12 protein-coding genes are annotated in these 18,805 nt (G+C 39.7%); 6 read left to right on the top strand and 6 right to left on the bottom strand.

Going from position 1 to position 18,805, the window contains the following annotated elements:
* Window positions 1–170 precede the first annotated feature (170 nt).
* The 4 genes from MYF79_RS23930 to MYF79_RS23915 form a co-directional block, all read right to left on the bottom strand.
* Window positions 171–2,888, bottom strand: coding sequence for a sugar-binding domain-containing protein (locus MYF79_RS23930; protein ID WP_247810347.1), 2,718 nt, complete (start codon window positions 2,886–2,888; stop codon window positions 171–173).
* Between the two features lie 311 nt (window positions 2,889–3,199).
* Window positions 3,200–3,925, bottom strand: coding sequence for a DUF4397 domain-containing protein (locus MYF79_RS23925; protein WP_247810346.1), 726 nt, complete (start codon window positions 3,923–3,925; stop codon window positions 3,200–3,202).
* 38 nt (window positions 3,926–3,963) lie between these two features.
* Window positions 3,964–5,418: a RagB/SusD family nutrient uptake outer membrane protein gene (locus tag MYF79_RS23920; protein WP_247810345.1), complete on the bottom strand. Its 1,455-nt coding sequence runs from the start codon at window positions 5,416–5,418 to the stop codon at window positions 3,964–3,966.
* 193 nt (window positions 5,419–5,611) lie between these two features.
* A complete protein-coding gene (locus MYF79_RS23915) occupies window positions 5,612–9,016 on the bottom strand; it encodes a SusC/RagA family TonB-linked outer membrane protein (RefSeq protein WP_247810344.1) in 3,405 nt (1,134 codons plus the stop codon).
* A 504-nt stretch (window positions 9,017–9,520) separates the two neighbouring features.
* Between MYF79_RS23915 and MYF79_RS23910 the strand changes: the two genes are divergently transcribed.
* Both MYF79_RS23910 and MYF79_RS23905 read left to right on the top strand, forming a co-directional pair.
* Window positions 9,521–10,072: an RNA polymerase sigma factor gene (locus tag MYF79_RS23910; RefSeq protein ID WP_247810343.1), complete on the top strand. Its 552-nt coding sequence runs from the start codon at window positions 9,521–9,523 to the stop codon at window positions 10,070–10,072.
* 45 nt (window positions 10,073–10,117) lie between these two features.
* Window positions 10,118–11,263, top strand: coding sequence for a FecR family protein (locus MYF79_RS23905; protein ID WP_247810342.1), 1,146 nt, complete (start codon window positions 10,118–10,120; stop codon window positions 11,261–11,263).
* A 223-nt stretch (window positions 11,264–11,486) separates the two neighbouring features.
* On the opposite strand, the gene MYF79_RS23900 is transcribed toward MYF79_RS23905, so the two are convergent.
* Window positions 11,487–11,837, bottom strand: a complete 351-nt coding sequence (locus MYF79_RS23900; RefSeq protein ID WP_247810341.1) for a hypothetical protein — start codon at window positions 11,835–11,837, stop codon at window positions 11,487–11,489.
* A 416-nt stretch (window positions 11,838–12,253) separates the two neighbouring features.
* Between MYF79_RS23900 and MYF79_RS23895 the strand changes: the two genes are divergently transcribed.
* Window positions 12,254–14,875 (top strand): alpha/beta hydrolase family protein, encoded by a 2,622-nt coding sequence (locus MYF79_RS23895; protein ID WP_247810340.1) that lies wholly within the window; start codon window positions 12,254–12,256, stop codon window positions 14,873–14,875.
* Window positions 14,876–15,039: 164 nt separating this feature from the next.
* Here MYF79_RS23895 and MYF79_RS23890 read toward each other — a convergent pair whose 3' ends face one another.
* Window positions 15,040–15,396 carry a hypothetical protein gene (locus MYF79_RS23890; protein ID WP_247810339.1) on the bottom strand — a complete coding sequence of 119 codons (357 nt, stop codon included), beginning with the start codon at window positions 15,394–15,396 and terminating at the stop codon, window positions 15,040–15,042.
* A gap of 962 nt (window positions 15,397–16,358) precedes the next feature.
* On the opposite strand from MYF79_RS23890, the gene MYF79_RS23885 reads away from it, so the two are divergent.
* The 3 genes from MYF79_RS23885 to MYF79_RS23875 all read left to right on the top strand — a co-directional run bounded on the left by MYF79_RS23885 (window position 16,359) and on the right by MYF79_RS23875 (window position 18,794).
* A complete protein-coding gene (locus MYF79_RS23885) occupies window positions 16,359–17,093 on the top strand; it encodes an RNA polymerase sigma factor (RefSeq protein ID WP_247810338.1) in 735 nt (244 codons plus the stop codon).
* A gap of 27 nt (window positions 17,094–17,120) precedes the next feature.
* Window positions 17,121–17,579, top strand: coding sequence for a hypothetical protein (locus MYF79_RS23880; protein WP_247810337.1), 459 nt, complete (start codon window positions 17,121–17,123; stop codon window positions 17,577–17,579).
* A gap of 90 nt (window positions 17,580–17,669) precedes the next feature.
* Window positions 17,670–18,794, top strand: coding sequence for a FecR family protein (locus MYF79_RS23875; RefSeq protein WP_247810336.1), 1,125 nt, complete (start codon window positions 17,670–17,672; stop codon window positions 18,792–18,794).
* Window positions 18,795–18,805 lie beyond the last annotated feature (11 nt).

Raw genomic sequence — 18,805 nt, 5'->3', positions numbered from 1 at the left:
ATCGGAATTTTATTGTGCTCATTAGGTGGTTTAAAAGGAGTTCGTTTTTGCAGGATATCTGTTTTCAAATAGAAAGGAAGGCCGAAGCCTTCCTTTTTGGGGTTACGCATTTTGGAACTGTATTCAGATGCGTTGTGCCTATTTAGGGCTTCTTGGGTAATATAATTGGCTTAATTAACATTAGGCCAGGTTGGTTCGCCGCGCTTCATTTTCTCATAGTTCGCTTTGATCTCTTGATCACCACGAGATGCTGCAACAGCTTTCTCCTGCCATTCTAGTGCTTCCGTCTTATTGCCTAATTTATAAAGCAGATTAGCATAGGTATCCATAGAAGCTGCTTTACGTGCTTGATCAGTTTCCTGATTGATAGCCTTTTGGCTCCATTCAATAGCTTTTTCTAATTCTCTTCTTTCTTTTGTTTTTTCAAATAATAACCAGGCCCAGGCATTATAATTGCCAGAATGATAACGGTCATCATAACGAGTTGCGGCTTCAACCAAATTTTTGGTAGCATTCTTCTGACCAGCAACAGTTGCATTAAGGTAATTAATGACACAAAGGCCACGTATCAATTCTCCCTCCAGAGGTTGATGCTTGCGAATAATCTCCTCTACTTGAATCCAATCGGGGCTTTCATTTAAAATCCCTTTCACTTCATTATCAAAAATGAGCATCTCCATTTTAGCTGTAATAGATCTGGGAATATTATCGTAACCCACCAAAGCAACACTTTTCTCCAATATTGTGAATCCTGGATCAGTTTTTTTAGTGGTGACCTTTTCTATAAAACTCAGGTTGTTTTCCAGGTAAGGATTTTTCAACTTGTTAATATATTCTGCGGAAAATTTTGTGACATTTGCTTTGTCTTTGTACTTTAAAGCCATTATAGTAAGGCTCCGTAACGATGCTGAGTCATTTTTGCCGGATTTGTACTCTTCCAAACGTGCTGCATAATCCCTATTAATAGTATCGGCAACCCTAGCTGAAAACTCACTGGTAGCTACAGCATAATTGCCGGTCACCTGCCATACTTTTGAGTGTATGTTTCTAAGGGTAGCTACCGGCAGTTTGATAATAGCCCGGTCATAAGTCATCAGGCCATTTTGCTCGGACTCCACATCAAAAGGCTGTGTGTAGATGGAGGCACTCAAACCCAGGCTTTCCAGGATCTTCAGCGAATCAACCATAGCCGTATATTGTTGCTGCATCATAGGAGGGGTAACTACCCCGTCGTAACCCCATCCTGCCACCAGATCATCCCACAAATGACCTTCCACGGGGACACCTATACCACCAAATTCGCCCAAAACCATCGCTTTACCTGGTTGATAAGGTGCAATTCTTGGAAAGGGGTAAGAGTGAACGTCGGTCATATCTGCTGCCATCCAGGCATTGGGTGATAGACTGCGGAGCTGATCATTTACATACAGCATTTCACCGGAGTGGCCGTTTACCAGGCGTGTAGGGTCGTATTCCTTCATCCATTTCGTAAGACGCTCCTGATCATATTGTCCCCATTTCTCATTGAACAATACCCAGGTCACAATAGAGGGGTGATTATAGAGTTGCGCAATGTTTATTTTGTTTTCCTTTTCAAACTCATCACGCCCTTCCTTTGTATCATTGCCTGGATTTACCATATCCTGCCATATCAGCATCCCTAATTTGTCAGCATGATAGTACCAGCGATCCGGTTCTATTTTTATGTGCTTACGAATGGTATTAAAGCCCATGGCCTTGGCTGCAATAATGTCAAACTTTAATGCTTCATCGGTAGGCGCGGTGTAGAGACCATCTGGCCAAAAACCTTGATCCAGGGTGCCAAGGTTGTAGATATACTTATTGTTCAGGAATATCCTATCGATTCCCCTTTCATCCTTCTGAACAGCAATTTTACGCATACCGAAATAGCTTCCTATTTCTTCCACCACCTTACCTTTTTTAACCAGTTGTAGCCTAAGGTCATAAAGAAATGGATCATCCGGGCTCCAAAGGTGCGGATTTTTGACCTGGACGATGATTGGCTTACCAGCAGGAGCAGCACAGCGGCTTACCACTGAATTGCCTTTTTTAACTTCGATATTAATCGAATAATCAGAAAGATCTGCTTCTGTATTTAAATCGTTACTGAAATCATCAGAAAACGTTGCTTCTCCTTTACTGATGGCAACTTCTAACGAAACGGACTGCTTATCGACGTCAGGAATTATTTTGAGCGCCTGAATGTAGCTTTCCGGCACTACTTCCATCCAAACTGTTTGCCAGATGCCACTGCTGGGAGTGTACATTATACCTTGTGGAATTAAAACCTGCTTGCCATGTGGGTTAGGACCTGCATCAGTCGGATCCCAGACCTTAACTATCAGCTCATTCCTGCCTATCTTCAAGTGGTCAGTAATATCTACAGTAAAATGTTGATAGCCTCCAATATGCACCATAAGTTGTTTGCCATTCAAAAAAATGGTGGATTCAAAGTCAACCGCTCCGAAATGCAGCAGCACTCTTTCGCCTGAGCGGGTGGTGGGGTTTTTAAAGCTACGACGATACCATAGCAGCTCTTCCGGCTTCAGGAATTTTTTAATACCTGACAAGGCTGATTCGACTGGGTAAGGCACGAGGATTGAACCATCATAAGCATTTGGAACATCCGAAGTTTTAGGAGTAATAGCATACTCCCAAAGACCGTTAAGATTGATCCACTTATTGCGTACCAGTTGAGGACGAGGATACTCAGAAAGCACATTGGACGGCTTTACCTGGTCAGCCCAGCGTGTGGTTATGGTGCCAGATTGGATTTGCCAGGCCGGTTTTTGCTGAGCAATAGCACAGGTACTGAGGAAAACGGTACAAAAGACCGTGACTAAAAGCCTGCATTCATTTTTAAACATTACGTTAGAATTTTGATTTATTCCGGGTTTTGATTTTCATTTTACGTTCCACCAAGAACCTTTACCCTTTGGTGTCGAAGATCTCAGAGATCATGGAAGGACCAAAGTGAGAGGAAAGGGGCTCGGCAGTACTGTCTTTTTTCGCTCCAACCTTGCTCGTAACCATTCGCACGTTCCGCTGTTGTCATGTCTTCTAACCAACAAAAGAAAATGTTGGGTTGCTTCTTTGGTGAACCTTTACTATTGTAATCACAATTTCTGAGAGCGACCAGTGACAGAAACAAACATCAGAGAAGAACCGCAAGGGGCAATTACCAATTATTCATTCTAACCATTGAAGGTCCAGGAGAACCTGGTTTTAGACCTCTGACAATTAGGGTTATGTGCTTTTGCCGCGCTATATTGTTATAATTGTAACGGGCAAGGAAATTTCCAGTTGCAAAGTCGCGCACTTCAAATATGTACGACGAATTGGTGGATTTAGCAGGATATGTTTTAAAACCAGTAATCTGCATATAATTTAAACTACTTACTTCTGAACCATTGGGCTGTCCAACTAAATTAATACTAACGGTCTTCAGATCTTGTGACATATTTATGAAGCGAATGGCAGTTAAACTGTCTTTTATTTCCGGCAGTGTATCTTTTACCAGGACATAGCTTACACTTTCAGGCTTACCCCCAAAAAACAGAGAATAAATGTCTCCCGGTTGGAAAGTAATTGACTGACTAAAAATGGGTTTTGTTGTATCCTTGACTAAGGTGACAATTAAGGGAATAGGTAGGTTTACAGGGACGCCAAATGTTAATGATCCATTGTTCTGCTTACCATCGTTGGCATTATAAGTCAACCTCTTGCTATCTATATAATTAATATTTTGACCGCTAAAATTCATTGTGAGATCAGAACCACTACCTGCTACTGAGTTTACTAAGGTAATCGCTGCAGGCGCTCCGGTAATATCAGCGTCCTCTTTATTGCAGGATAAAAAAGCGACACAAAGAATTACCAACAGTATAAAAGTGTTTGTATTCATTGAAGTAAAATTAATTTGACTAAATTATTTGTTCTTACTTATGGCTGCTCTTGATAGCCGGGATTCTGGTGTCCCCTTAATGCCGGATTATAATTAAACTCCTCATATGGAATGGGGAGAAGAGCCTTGTAAGGAATCCAAGTGCCACCTTTCAAGGGAGTAACAATTGACATTACATCGTTAATCTTCCCCGTACGCTTAAGATTAAACCATCTATCGCCCCATTCGAGGAACAATTCCACCTGTCGTTCTTTTGCAATTGCTGTTAATAAATCGCTTTGGGTTATTGCGGTGGTATTGGGTAAACCTGCTCTGTTTCTAATCGCGTTTAAGTCAGTTTCAGCACTATTAGAACCTGTTAATTTATTCTGTTGCGCACGTGCCTCAGCTCTGATGAGATATTGTTCAGCTATTCGGAGTACAGTTGTATATTCTTTTTGTTCTGTAGTTGCCCAACCCTCCTTATATTTATAAGGAATGACAATACCTGAAGGACTGAGGATAATCCATTTATTTTGGCGTTGATCATTTGGTTCAAAGGCTGCCAGTAGCTGAGAGCTTATATAGTATAATGGGGCACCTCCGTAAGGATTGATAAGGAAACGGCCGTCGGGGGTATTTTGACCATCACCGTCTAATATATTTGGCTGCAATTGCCAGATTGACTCAGTACTGTTTTTTAAAAATACCTGATCAGGATCAGGTAACAACTCAAAGTTACCATTACTGATAACTTTTGTTGCCTCTGTTTCTGCCTGCTGCCATTTTTCCCGGTACAAGTATACACGGGCTAATAGCGCCGTCGCTGCCGCTTTATTCGGTCGGATACGTTCATTTGTCGAAGTCACCAGATCTTTGTCCAAATATCCTTCTACCAAAAGTTGTTGCGCGTCAACCAGGTCTTTTTCAATCTGTTGATACACAACCTCTATCGGTGAACGGGCGATGGAGGAATTAATATTAAAATCAGTTCCTAATACTAGTGGGATATCCCCATACAAATTGACGAGATAAAAATACAGCCAAGCTCTGCAGAATTTTGCTTCACCTGTCACTATTTGTTTTGTTCGATTAGGTAATGTAGTTGAGCGAGATATGTTTTCCAGGATTGAGTTTATTCTATATATAGGTTCTTTATATGCCATTAACCAAATATTCCATCCCTCCGATCCTGTGTAATTATTTAGATATTCTGGGTCCGTTTCAGGTATAATTGAGCTTAATTCATCTGCCATCACTGCTGACCGGATTGAAATACCACTATTGCCCACGAAAGGAGAAATTGCTCCAATTGATGAATAGATACTATTCATTGCAGCAACTGCCGTCGAGGTGTTTGCAAAAACTGTTTCATTGGTGTTTCTATTTATAGGCAGGTCGACTTCTATAAGTTTTTTGCAGCTGTGAAGCAAAAGGCTACCAGACAGTATAAGAGCAAATGCAGTAAAGCTGAAATTTGCTTTTGAGAATTTGTTATTTATAACACTCTTCATGACTTTAATTTTTTTTATTAACCTACCACCGCAGCGGACTTTTCTACATTTTCCTCTTCATTGGCTATAGGAGTGGTACTCATGGAGCTATCAATTGTCGATTAGCTACGTGCCTTCTTCTATTAGGCCAAGTTGCCTTCATGTGTGTAGTAAGCATCTCGATCTCAGAGACCACTGAAGGATTGAATGAAAACTAGATACCAATTTGAATACCTCCATTGAAAGTTCGTAATAACGGAAGCGACGTTGCACTCTGGACTTCTGGGTCAAGGCCCTTGTATTTAGTTATTGTGAATACGTTCTGCGCCTGTAGGAACAGTGAGAAAGTATTTAGATGCCATCTTTTTATCCAAGATGCAGGAACAGCATAAGACAAAGACACATTTCTTAATCTAATGAATGAAGCATCAACCCAAGCCAAATCACTCGCCACCGCTCTTCCCAAAGTATTCTTTGAAGGATTTGAAAAATTGCCCGAAGTCAATCTTTGAAACACTGCATTGTCTCCCGGTTTTTGCCAGTTATTCATATATTCTACAGGTAAATTGCCATACTCAGACGGGTTTTGACTTGTAAATGATCCTGGATTGTAGAAAGTAAATGCAGGGTCAAACAAAACATTTCTTCCCATTTGTTTAGTTAACTGTAAAAAGAAACTTATGTTAAACCCTTTGAATGTAAAAGAATTGTTTATTCCCATTGTTAGGGGAATGGTTTTTATCTTTAAAGCCTCCGCATAAAAATTGTTCAAATCCGTACTAACGTTTTTATCTGCCGTTTCAAATTGGTACAGGCCATTTGCCGCATTAACTCCCTTAGACCGATATGCAACTGCAAATCCTGTAAATGGTTCTCCCACTTTAACAAAACGGTTGAATCCATAGCCATTATATAATCCTTCCGGCCGGGCTAACAGTTTGTTATTTTGAGTACCCAGGTTTGCGCTCAAGGTCCATGTAATACGCTTGCTATTTAAAACTTTTGCATTCAATACAAAATCCCATCCCATATTTTGTATCCTGGCATTTTGATTTTTTACTATGGCGTCAGCTCCTGCTGTTGCCGGAAGAGGAAACAGCCCTAGCTGATCACTAGCCCTTGTCCGCCAGTAAGAAGCATTTAAGAATAATCGGTTGTTGAAAACGCCTATTTCGATACCCAGCTCTAACTTCTTGATCGTTTCCCAGTGATAATCTGGATTTATTGCCCCGAGGGATCTTAAAGGTGTGGTATTTTGGTAGGAATAACCATTTTGTGGTTCATACAATTCTATATACTGGTAGTCACTAATACCATCATTTCCTGACGTTCCGTAGCTAGCTCTAAGTTTACCGAAACTTAATGAAGGCAAGATGTGTTTGAAATAATCTTCCTGCGAAAAAATATAACCCGCACCGAGTGACCAAAAGTTTCCAAATTGATAGTCAGGACCAAATCTGCTGCTGCCATCTCGTCGCGCGGTAGCATTGAATAAATATTTGTCTGACACGTTAAAATTCAACCTACCAAATCCTGCAACATATTTGTACTGTGAATTAGTGTTGTCACCAGTTATGATTCGAGCAGCTGGAATACTCCGTAATAATGCATCGCTGGTGTAACCCTCACCACTAATATATTCAAACTCCTGGTTTAAACTTTGATAAGATGCACCCAATAACGCTTCAAGCTTCACGAGATTAAATATCTTGCTATATGTTATTTGAGGATCAACTGTAAATGATTGCGATTTTGTATCGGATCGGAAAGCAAATCCCGTGTTAGTTGAAATGAAAGGATCCATGGAGGCAATTGGATAGATTGACAGGGTCTTCGCCCTCACTTCTGCGAAGCCAACTGTTGACTTCACAGATAAATTTTCAGATATTTTATAGCTTAATTCAGCACTTTCTCTGAAATTTGAGTTGGTTAACTCGGAAGTTCTTAACAATTGTGCATATGGATTAACCCATGTGGAAACTCTTACAGATGCGGTGGTATCTGGTTCCCAGTTTAATTTGCCTTCGCTATCGTATAAAGATGGCGCGTTAGGAGCTAAGGTAACGGCAAATTTGGTAAAATCTGAACCGGGGGATAATACGTTGTTAAAAGTATATGAACTGTTCAATTGCGCACGGAATTTTCCGTTAAGGGAATTGCCAGTAATACTTAGATTCGTTGTTCCAATCTCATATTTATTTTTACCTGGGTAAATGTACTTTTGAGTATTATAGTTGCCACTTAACAAATACTGAATGGTTGGAGAACCTCCTTGTACGGACAAATTAGCGGTATAAGTACTTGCAGTGCCCCCAAGGAACTCTTTCTGCCAATCTGTATTACGATTGGGATCCCAAACCGTTAAATCATAGTTATTAAAAGTTTTGACTGGAGATGATCTGTCGGGAATCGCTAAATCATCATTTTTATATGCTTGTCTTCTTAACTGAAGGTATTGTTCTGTATTTAAAAGTTCAAGTTTATTGCTAACCTGACTCATGCCTGTTGATAAAGAAAGGGTTATGGCCATTTCACCCGTCTTACCTTTTTTGGTAGTAATCAGAATAACGCCATTTCCTCCTCTCGATCCGTAGATGGAGGTTGCGTCAGCGTCTGACAAAACATCTATTTGTTCTATTTCGTTAACATTGATAAGGCTTAGTGCAGAAATCTGATCATTGTTGATGGTTAATGAACCGAAGGCGCCAGCTTGGATTGTATTTGGATAAGGGATTCCATCAATAATAATAAGTGGTTCTGATCTTAAAGAAAAGGAACTTAAACTGTTTTGGCCTCGCATTTGAAACTTAATTGCCGCATTAGGAAGGCCGGATGAGGGATTTATTATAAGATTAGGCACTCTTCCCTGTAATGCCATAATGGGATTAGTAACTGGCTGTTTTGCCAGTTCTTCTCCCTTAATACTATACACTGTTCCGGTGTTGAATCTCTTGGTAGTATTATAATATCCCTTTACCACTGTTTCATCAAGATCTGAGACATACTCCTTCATTGGTATAGCTCCAAGATTACTCCTGCCTTTAACAGAAACTTGCTGTGTTAAAAATGACACACTGGAAATTGTAATTGATGCTGATTTCGGAACTCCATTGAGAATAAATGATCCATCTGGACCTGTTGTCGTACCGCGGTTTGTGCCGCTAAGCGCTACCGTTGCAGACACGATTGGTGATCCTTTCTCATTCATCACCTTTCCCGAAACCGAAATAGTGGTATCAGAGGTGGATGTGTTGGTGGATTGAATTGGCGCAGGCGCTTTCCTCACGGTGATCGTACTTTCATTAACTTCCACCCAATCCAGACCAAGGGGATCCAACAAATCATGCATCACCTCCTTAAACGGCTTATTTTTAACATTAATTGAAACATTGGTGAAAGGGGCAACATGAAGGTTGTTAAAATAAATGGTAATACCTGTGTTCTTAGAAATTCTTTTAAGAATTACATTCAGAGGGCTACCTTTTACAGACAATGTCACGAGCTTTTCAGAGATCCGGGCATTACCCTGGGCCTCCGCAAAGGAATAACATTGAACGCAAATAATGATGAATAACAGCTTGTAAAAAAGCCGATTACCGGAATGAACAGCTGAAGGCATAACTGCAATTAATTTGGTTGATAAATAAATAGTTGGTTCAATTCATAATGGTGCTCCAGACACGTTATATTAAGATATAAGTGGCACGTTTTTTAACTAGTTGATTAGCGGATAAATGTTTAGTTCCCCGATAGACCGGCACCTCTTTTTGGTTATTGGTGAAAGGAAAAGGAAGAATCAGATTTAATGGACAATAACCATTACTTGCGGTTGCAATAAGCAAACACAGGCTTAATAAAACATTTATGGTATATCATGTATGAGTACTGTTCCCTCTAATACAATAACGCAAAACTTTAAAAAAGGTATTATGAGATTTTCAAAATAATTTTCGGCAGGGCTATAGTATTATTTTCAATATCAAATTTCGCCAGGTTATTAAAAAATTGTTACTTTATGGCTAAATTGGACAAAATCTACAGATCCCAATAACTAGCTAAGTAAAATATAATTGTATATCTCATTTTGTAGGGAACTAAATACTAACCAACCATCAAAGGAAGTATGAAGGATGAAGATAGAATCCTGAAAGCAGATCTATTGAAGCAGCTTATGGCAGGGAAGGAACAAGCCCTTGTGGAGATTATTCACCGCTACCGTAATCAGCTGATCTATTATGCCTATTATATTTTAGGTGATGTTGATGAAGCCAATGATGCCGTCCAGGATGTTTTTATAAAATTATGGCTGGTAAAGGATCAACTTACCAAATCAACCTCGTTAGATAAATATTTGAACACCCTAACGAAGAATCATTGTATATCAGTAATACGAAAGAATAAGACAAGACAGCGTCGTACAGATAATTTCTGTTATGGACAGCCACAGTTTTCACATGTAGATGAACTTGAGAACGCAGAGCTTGGCAGCCGACTTACTGCTGCCATTCAATCTCTTACTGCTACACAGCAAAAGATCTTTCAAGCCGTATACTTCGAAGGGAAAAGTCATATGGAAGTAATGAAAGAACATAATATTAAACTGCCCACAGTTAAAGTCACTATTCACTCAGCGCTGAAGACATTGCGTGCTAAATTGCATGATATGGTAAAATAAAATATTCTTAATACATTTTTGAGGTTTTCGCGTTATTAAAATGTCATGCAAATAGAACACGAACTGATAGAAACCCTTGTGCTCAAAGAAATTTCAGGCGATATCACCTCCTCTGAAGCGGCCCTGCTTAGCGAGGTGTTAAAAAGCGATGCTAAGGCGCGTGAGCTTGCTGAAAAAATACGAAGTCAGGTAGATGTTATTGCGCTGAGGAACTTTTTGCTAAAAAACGATGAGAAAGTATTTACCCAGGAGATAATAACAAAGATTCAGGCACATAAAAAAAAGCGTGAAAATATATTGAGGCTTATCAGCATTTCTGCAGCGGCAAGTCTAATCATTTTCGCTTGTATCTGGTACTTTTTTTACAACCGTGGGTCTAATGTCCCTGATACAACCATCGCGACCCGTCCGCCATCATCACATGATATCATATTGTCTTTGCCAAATGGCAGGAGAATGCAACTCGATTCTACTGATCAAAAATTACAGGTGGGAGGGATCAGAATCAGTACCAAGAACCGTACACTGACTTATGCTGCGAATATAGATGCGTCTGCTGCTGAATATGCCACGCTTACAGTGCCTGCGGGCAGAGATTACAAAATTCATTTAAAAGATGGTTCGGAGATACATTTAAACGCTGCTACGAAGCTGCGGTTTCCCTTAACATTTACGGGCAACATCAGGGAGGTAACGATTGATGGAGAAGCCTATTTAAAAGTGGCACACAATACCGAAAAACCTTTTATAGTTCATTTGCCGGCTGGAACAGTTGAAGTATTGGGCACGGAATTTAATATCAACACCTACGATAGTGCAGTGGAGAGAATATCACTGGTTTCAGGATCCCTTAGAATCAAAACTCCTGCTAGCGCTACCCTGTTAAAACCAGGAAGGGAAGCCGTAGCTACTGCAAATGATATTGTTGTCGGCTTGTTTGATGCAGATGAAGTGCTCGCATGGCGGGAAGGTAAGTATTATATCGACAATGCAACACTCGCTGAATTGAGCGCCGTATTAAGTAGGTGGTATGGTTGCACTGTAGTTGTTGACACAAAAGACGCCGCGAGCCAACGGTTTACTGGAATATTATATAGAAGCAAACCGGTAGAACTTATGCTAAAGAGTATTCAACTTACCAATACCATTGATTATTCTACTGATGAAAAAGGAATCATCCACATTAAGTAGCTTTTTATCATAGGTCTTCTCTCGCTATATTTACCCATTTTTTATCAATTACGCTTTTTCAGTCTGCGTTACTTCGCCGTTTGTCAGCGAAAGGAGGGAACTTAAGCAGTGCGTTTGCGCCTCGATTTGCTTCACTACTTTGTTTCCCTCCTGTTGTCGTCGATCCACAGACACAAAAATGACAGACTTGGTTATTAACAGCGCTGTAACACAAAAGATTGAGTTAATCGACGGCTGTAACCCTTGTTGCGGTCGTTGTAGAAACAGTGCAAAAATTTGGAATAAAGACCGTTTCCGTTCCTCCTACTCTTGTCAGGGTATAAACTTGCATAGGAATCGCATAAGTAGTCATGATAGTACTCAGAACGCCGTATGGATTTACCGTAACAAATAAAGTTTCATCTGGATAACAGAAGGAGGCACTACCTGCTCTGGTATATATATAGCCATCCAAAACCACCGCAGTTGTTCTGGTAAAAACCGGGAAACCTGTGTACCTTGCTTTAAACGCAAAGACGCCTCCAATTGTTGCAAATAGTGCAATGGCGCAAAGAATTGTTATTGCTTTTCTCATAAAATAATCGTTTTGTAGTTCAAGGCTAAATTTAAAAATGAATACTGTCTACTCTTTAAGCTGATTTTAGACTTCACTATGTCCTATAAAGGAAGATATTATAAATACGGGTAAGCTTTTTTGGAGATTGTATGGTAAACCTTGGAGAACCGGCATATCGCTGTGCGATTTACTGGGGGCCTTCGCGGTGGTTTATAAAACTAAATTTGTATCACAGTATATCTGCTGACATTTGTAGCCAAAGAAATCACATAAAGTAATCGGCCGATAGAAAATTATAATACTTATTAGTCATTTCTGCGTTATTAGAATATCAAATGTATTAATTCATTAAAAACACTGAGATGCCATCACACTGCAATGAGGTACATTTAAGGTTGGTGCTCAAACAAAATGTAAACCTTTCTTCTGCTATTATGAAAAAGCTATTCATTTTCATTTTTATGTTATTAGAAGCAACGACGTCGTTGGCCCAAAAGAAAGAAATGGATTTCAATGCAATTAATACCTGGCCGAATCTTGCTAGTTATGGGATATCTAATGATGGAAAGTATGTATGGTATGTAGTGGATTCTGGGCGTACAGGATCTATGCTATTTATTAAAAATGCTTCAGGCAAGCGAAAGATATCGTATAGCCGTTGTTACGGCCCTGAATTCTCTAATGATTGTAAAAATATCCTATTCACTTCAGAGAAAGGAATTTATAAAATCCGGTTATATGATTTTAAGGAATTATTCATTAAGAATGCAAGAGACTTAAAAGTTTCCGAAAATAGCGATTGGGCGTTATACAATCACGACAATAAAATGAAGCTGATGAATATAAAAGATGGATCTGAGCGTATTATGGATGGAGCCTTAGAGTGTTGGTTTGATCCTTCTGGGAAGAGCTTGTTGGTTAAATATGAGGATTCCTTGTGCTTACTTAATCTTACTAATCATAAATCAAATCTAGTATATGCTGGAGGTAGGATTGAGAGCATATGTTTTAATGGTCTAGGAGATCAACTTTTATTTTCGGTTGTAAATGGCGATACGGTAACTATACATAAATATTTGTCGATTGCTAATAAAACTGAACAAGTTATTTCAAATAATTCTCCTGGTATGAGGAAAGGGACATTGTTGTCGAGTCAGGGCTTGGGTTTTAATAATACTAACGATATTATATTTTTTAAATATAAAATTGTAAAGCAGAAACCTCAACAGGATAGCAATTTAATAACCAAGTATGTTGATATTTGGAATTACAAAGACAGGTTTCTTCAGTCGGAGCAACTAGATAAGAAAGACGAGTTTGACGCCGACCATTTGTATCAAGGTGTAATGCCATTAACCAACAAAGGAGCAGCATTTTTGTTTGAGAATGCAGATACATTGGTTCACTTATCTATGGGAAACGAATATGCAGTAATAAAGACTTTAAATAATGATCATGAGGTATATTGGAGAGCGAACGAATGGCCTAGTTTTCAGCTAGTTTCATTAAAGGATGGTACTCATACCGATTTTTTGAAGTCGTATGAAAATGTTCATGAGGTACAATTATCGCCTTCGGGAAAATTTATTACCTGGGCTGATACAAGTGCAAAAGCATACTATTGCTACAATATTGGAACAGGGAACACTATTTCTTTGATGGGTAAAACCGATGGTCACGGCAAAAGCTTGCTTGATAAAATTTACCTGGATGGATGGACAGCAAATGACGCATTTGTCATTTGTCACGATGATTATGACCTATGGCAAATTGATCCAATAGGCGTCAAATCCGCAATATGCCTTACAGCTGGTTATGGAAAACTGAAAAAGATAAACTTTGCTCTGATTGATGATCAGAAAGGTTTAGAAATGAAAAAATTAAACGATGAAGTAATAGTTGCTGCGATGGAGGATTCATCAATGAATAACGGCTTTTACAAGATTAGGTTGTCATCGGCGGTTCAACCAAAAAAGATAATTTTGGAGCCATCTTTATATTATTTTCCTGGAATATTTGCTGAAAATCCCCCAAGACCACCTTTAAAGGCATTGAGTTCAAATGTATATTTGATTCAAAAACAGAGCGATAGAAAGTCGCTGAATTTAGTTTTGACGAATAATTTCGTTGATCAAGTCTCTCTTACTAATATTCATCCTGAGGAAGATTTTATTTGGTTTCATACAAAATTGATAAGTTGGACTTCAAAGTATGGTGAACCTAGAAAAGGTATTCTATACATTCCCGATAATTTAGACACTACGATGAAATATCCCTTACTATTTAATTATTATGAAATTCGTAGTGGTGAACTTCGCAAATTTCTTAGACCTGATTTAAATGCTGCTAACATTAACATACCTGTCTATCTAAGCAAGGGCTATCTCGTTTTTGTACCTGACATCCCTCGTAAAAAGGGACATACTTTTGAAAATGCGTTGGATATCATTGAGAGCGCAGCATTACATCTTTGTAGTAATTACAAATGGATAGATAAATCGAGGATGGGGCTACAGGGGCACAGTTTTGGAGGCACCATTACGAATTTTGTAGCTACACATTCGAAATTATTTGCTGCTGCACAATCGAGTTCAGGAAGAAGTGATTTTATTAGTTGTTATGGAGGACTTGGTTTTGGGGGAAGAAGTTTGCAAGCTACTATAGAAATTTTTCAGAATAATCTAGGATACACACCCTGGGATAGGCCAGACGTGTACGTAAATAATTCTCCCATTTTTGGTGCTGGCAATGCTGTGACTCCTTTACTTATAGCGCATGGTAAAGATGACGGTGCTGTTAACATTGGGCAGGCTATTGAACTATTCACAGCATTAAGAAGAGCTGGAAAAAAGGTATGGTTTCTACAATATGCAGCTGGACATCTAATGGATGGTTATAGTAAAGTCGGAACGGATTTTATTTTAAGACAGCAGCAATTTTTCGATCACTATCTGAACGGGAAGCCGGCCCCGCTTTGGATGACTGAAGGAATTCCAGTTAAATTGAAAGGAATCAGATCTGGTCTGCAGCTCGATTCATTAGGAAGAGAGCCATAGTCTTAGCTCCCGCAGTCTTCGGCCTTTGTAGATGTTATTATGCCTACTACATCGGACATTTGTTTACAGAAAAATCTCCACGACATTTACTGCCGTGGAGATACTGAATTTTCGGAAAAGCAGATTAGTTGTAAATGCTGAATTACTACTAATCTTTAACTCAATTAGTCAAGGGAAGTAACCCTGGTTTGGAAAGTTGTAGTTATTACTGTACCATAGTTTGGAATAGTTATGGTTTCAGTACCACCCACTTTTGTCAGGGTAATGGTTAGACCTGGAACTGCAGTTGTAGTCCATGTTGTAGTGGCAACTCCATTTGGCGCGGCCGTAGTGAATTGCGTAGGACTTGTATAAACGAATGTAGCATTACCAGCCCGTGTATAGGTTTCTCCATCCAGGAATACAGCAGTTGTTTGATGTAATACTCCTGGTAAACCGGTGCGCATAGCTTTAAATGCAAAAGCGCCTCCTATAAGTGCGAGTAATGCTACTGCGGAAAGAACTATACGTGCTTTCTTCATAAAATAGCTGCCTTTGTAAATTAAAAGGCTAAACTTAAATAAATTAAATATTGCCTACTCTCTTCTAATGGTTTTCGGCTGCTCCATGTATTATGTCTGGATGCTTGCAATCATCTCAGGCATTACCGATCAGTAGTAAATTTGTATTGTGAATATCCACGCTAGCGAGCAGGTAGTCACAGTCATTAGGTATAGTACGTAGGACTGAAATTGTTTCATGCTAAGATGGTGATTGAAGAAATCAACAGCAGTAATGAATAATTAGCATATGGAATTTGGACACATAGTCTTCGTTTGGGTTAAAAAATGTGGTGATTATGGTGGTTTTGTCTATGACTTACTAATACGAAGATAGCAGAGCGTGGTACAGTTGCACTTAGTAGTTAGTCAATAAACTTTGGAGAGAACGTTTTTTTTTGTTCAATCACACTTTAATCTCTTCTTCTTTCAGACAACTGTTCAGGAAGTTTTTTTAACAAAAAGGTCTCAGCCCAAGCTGAAACCCCTTTGCATGAAAAAAGCTAAATTATCTTAACGAACAGTGCTCTTTGCCTATTTGGTGGTGCATTAGCTGTTGTTTGTTTTAGCTACCTGCAAATTGCAATATTACTGCATGCGGGAACTTAGGAGATCCGGGAAAATTATTAGGAGAAGGAGAATTGATCGCAGTATTTATGTCACTCTAGAGAAAAAAGTGCAACTATTGGAAATGAAAAGGGCTATTATGTCCTTATCAGGTGTTTTTTAACCAATCCCTGTTTGTTGGTTACCCGACCAGGTAAGTTAATTAGTGTTAAACTTCTACTGTTTAATCACCCAACTTTAAATAGTAACCTTTTTCTGGAACACTTTACTACAGTGGTTCGAAGTAAAATGTTTCATTTTTTTTTTAACACGACTACTTATCCCGTCTTTGACAGTCGTATTTAGATGGGATACCTCAAAGAATCCCAGTCATTGTTATGGATCAGTACGCTATAATGTCTGAAGAAGAACTTGCACAACATGTTTTCCGTAGGGATACGGCTGCAATAGGTGAATTGTTTACAAGGCATCGAGCATATTTTTATTCTATCGCCCTGCGTGAACTCAGAGATGAGCAGGTAGCTGCAGATGTTGTTCAGGATGTCTTTTATAGTATACTTAAAAAGGGTATCGGCGACTTTGATGTAAACAGATCACTTCGCGCATACGTTGCTGGTTGTATACACAATAAAGGACTGGATTATGTTAAAGCCAGCGAAAGAAGAGACAAGCTGTATCGAGATTATGAGAGCGCCGCTGAAAAAGGGGATACTTCCCTTTTGCAACTCATGACTGAGGAGGAGCTTGACGATATGGTCGATCGCCAATTGACTAATCTTCCAAGGGAAATGGGCAGGGTATTAGCCCTTAGCGTAAAACATCATTTGAACGCCCGGGAAATATCCCAATTACTGCAGAAACCCGTAACGACTGTGAACGCACAACTACGGGATGGTAAGAAAAAACTTCGGCCGGCCATTGTACGCTGGCTCAAGTTTTACTTGTGGTATTGGTCATTGCTACTGGCGGCAGATTTTTATTTTAATAAAAAAATAAACTTTTTTGTCGGACCAACTACCTATTTCCTTCCTGACAGTCGTAATCAATATGCGAACGATCAGCTAACTAAGAGTAATCGATTACAGAGTAAGCATTTCAAAAACAAAAACTAACGTGAATAGTAGTAAAAATTTACATGTATGTCAGGAACCACCTCAGGAAAAAGCAGACATAAAAGGTCAGAAAAGAAGAAACGTCTGCAGAAAGACGCATCTGCTGATGAATGGCATGAAAAAACGAACCAAATCTTTGCACTCATGAAAGAAGTGTATGATTTAAAACGGCGGTTGGACAGATATGAACGCCTGACGGCAGAAATGAAGCAACATCCGGTGAAGGAAACTTTTATATCGCGCTTGTTCTGGCCCGGTAGCCTGGGCGGATTGATTTACGCGCTTAAAGATCTGGGGGAAAGCGGCATGAGTTGGTTCAGGTTTACCGGCATTTTAATGGCCATTCCTACGCTGTTCGTTTTGCTGGGTGTATTTGTACTATACTCATCTGATAGTATGAAAGGGGAGAGCCTCTACAAGTTGATAAAGCTCTCCCTCCGGATTAATCTATCCGGCATTAAATCGCTGTTAAACAATAAAAAATGAAGTTTTTTTTTGAACCACTACCTATGTCAGGGTTTGTCCGTCGTATTGTAATATGTAACGCAACCCGATTTATAACCAAATTAATCCCCCATGTCTAAGATGGATATTAAACAGTTAATGGATAACTACCTGGATGAGACAGCCACTCCTGAAGAAAGGGCTGAAGCGCATCGGTTTGGCGACTTTCTGGCGCGACAGGCAGATCTGGAAGGTACTTTACGCGAGTTAAAAGCGAAATACCAGCATGAATTGAATATGGCCCCTGAGCAGGTAAGATACCGGCGACGGCGCCAGTCAGTTGCTGCTACCATAGCGGCCTTATTGATAGCTGGTAGTGTTTTCTATTTCAACGGAAGGCGCCAGGCTATGTTACCAGCACCTGAAGCGATAGCACATACAGATCTGCTGGCGGCAAAGCCTCAGGCTACCATAAAACTGGGTGAGAGTAACATTATTCCTCTCAACCCTTTAGTGACGGGTGTAGTGTATCAAAAAGACGGACTTTCAATCTCTAACTCACACGATGGAGTTGTTACATATACCAGTAGCAAGAGTGGCAGCTATCAGATAGAGGCGTTCAGTGAATTCGACGTTCCCAGAGGTGGCCAGTATAAACTCAAATTACCAGATGGAACCACTGTTACTGTTAGCGCCTCCAGTCGGTTAAAATTTGCTCCCTTGCTCAATGGAGCTGATCGTATCGTTTACTTACAGGGAGAAGCCTTTTTTGATGTAGCGAAAGACCATCAGCACCCCTTTAAGGTAGTCACTACCAAACAAACCCTAAATGTATTGGGTACCTCATTTAGTGTAAGCAGCTATAGTGGTGAGCCGGTGGTTACCACCGTAGTTACGGGGAAGGTAAAGCTGAAAACCCTGGATACAGCAAGACCGCAGGAACAAGTACTGGTTGCCAATCAGCAGGCAGTATATGTTTATGGTAAAGCAATAACCACATCAAAGGTTGATGCCGCTAAATTAACATCGTGGAGTGACGACCGCTTTGTGCTGGACCAGGAACCTCTGTCGCAAGTGTTGATTAAGCTGGGCAGATGGTTTGATGTGGAGGTAGATACCACAAATATCAAATTTAACAAAAGGATTACTGCCTCCTTTAGAAAATCAAAACCACTGGCAGATGTATTGGAAAACATATACAGGGCCAATAACATAAAACTCGAATTAGATGGACGAAAGATTGTCCTGAAAAAATAGTTCCCTCAACC

The organism is Chitinophaga filiformis (assembly GCF_023100805.1).
Lineage (GTDB): Bacteria > Bacteroidota > Bacteroidia > Chitinophagales > Chitinophagaceae > Chitinophaga > Chitinophaga filiformis_B.
This window is presented reverse-complemented; position numbering and strand designations above follow the sequence as displayed.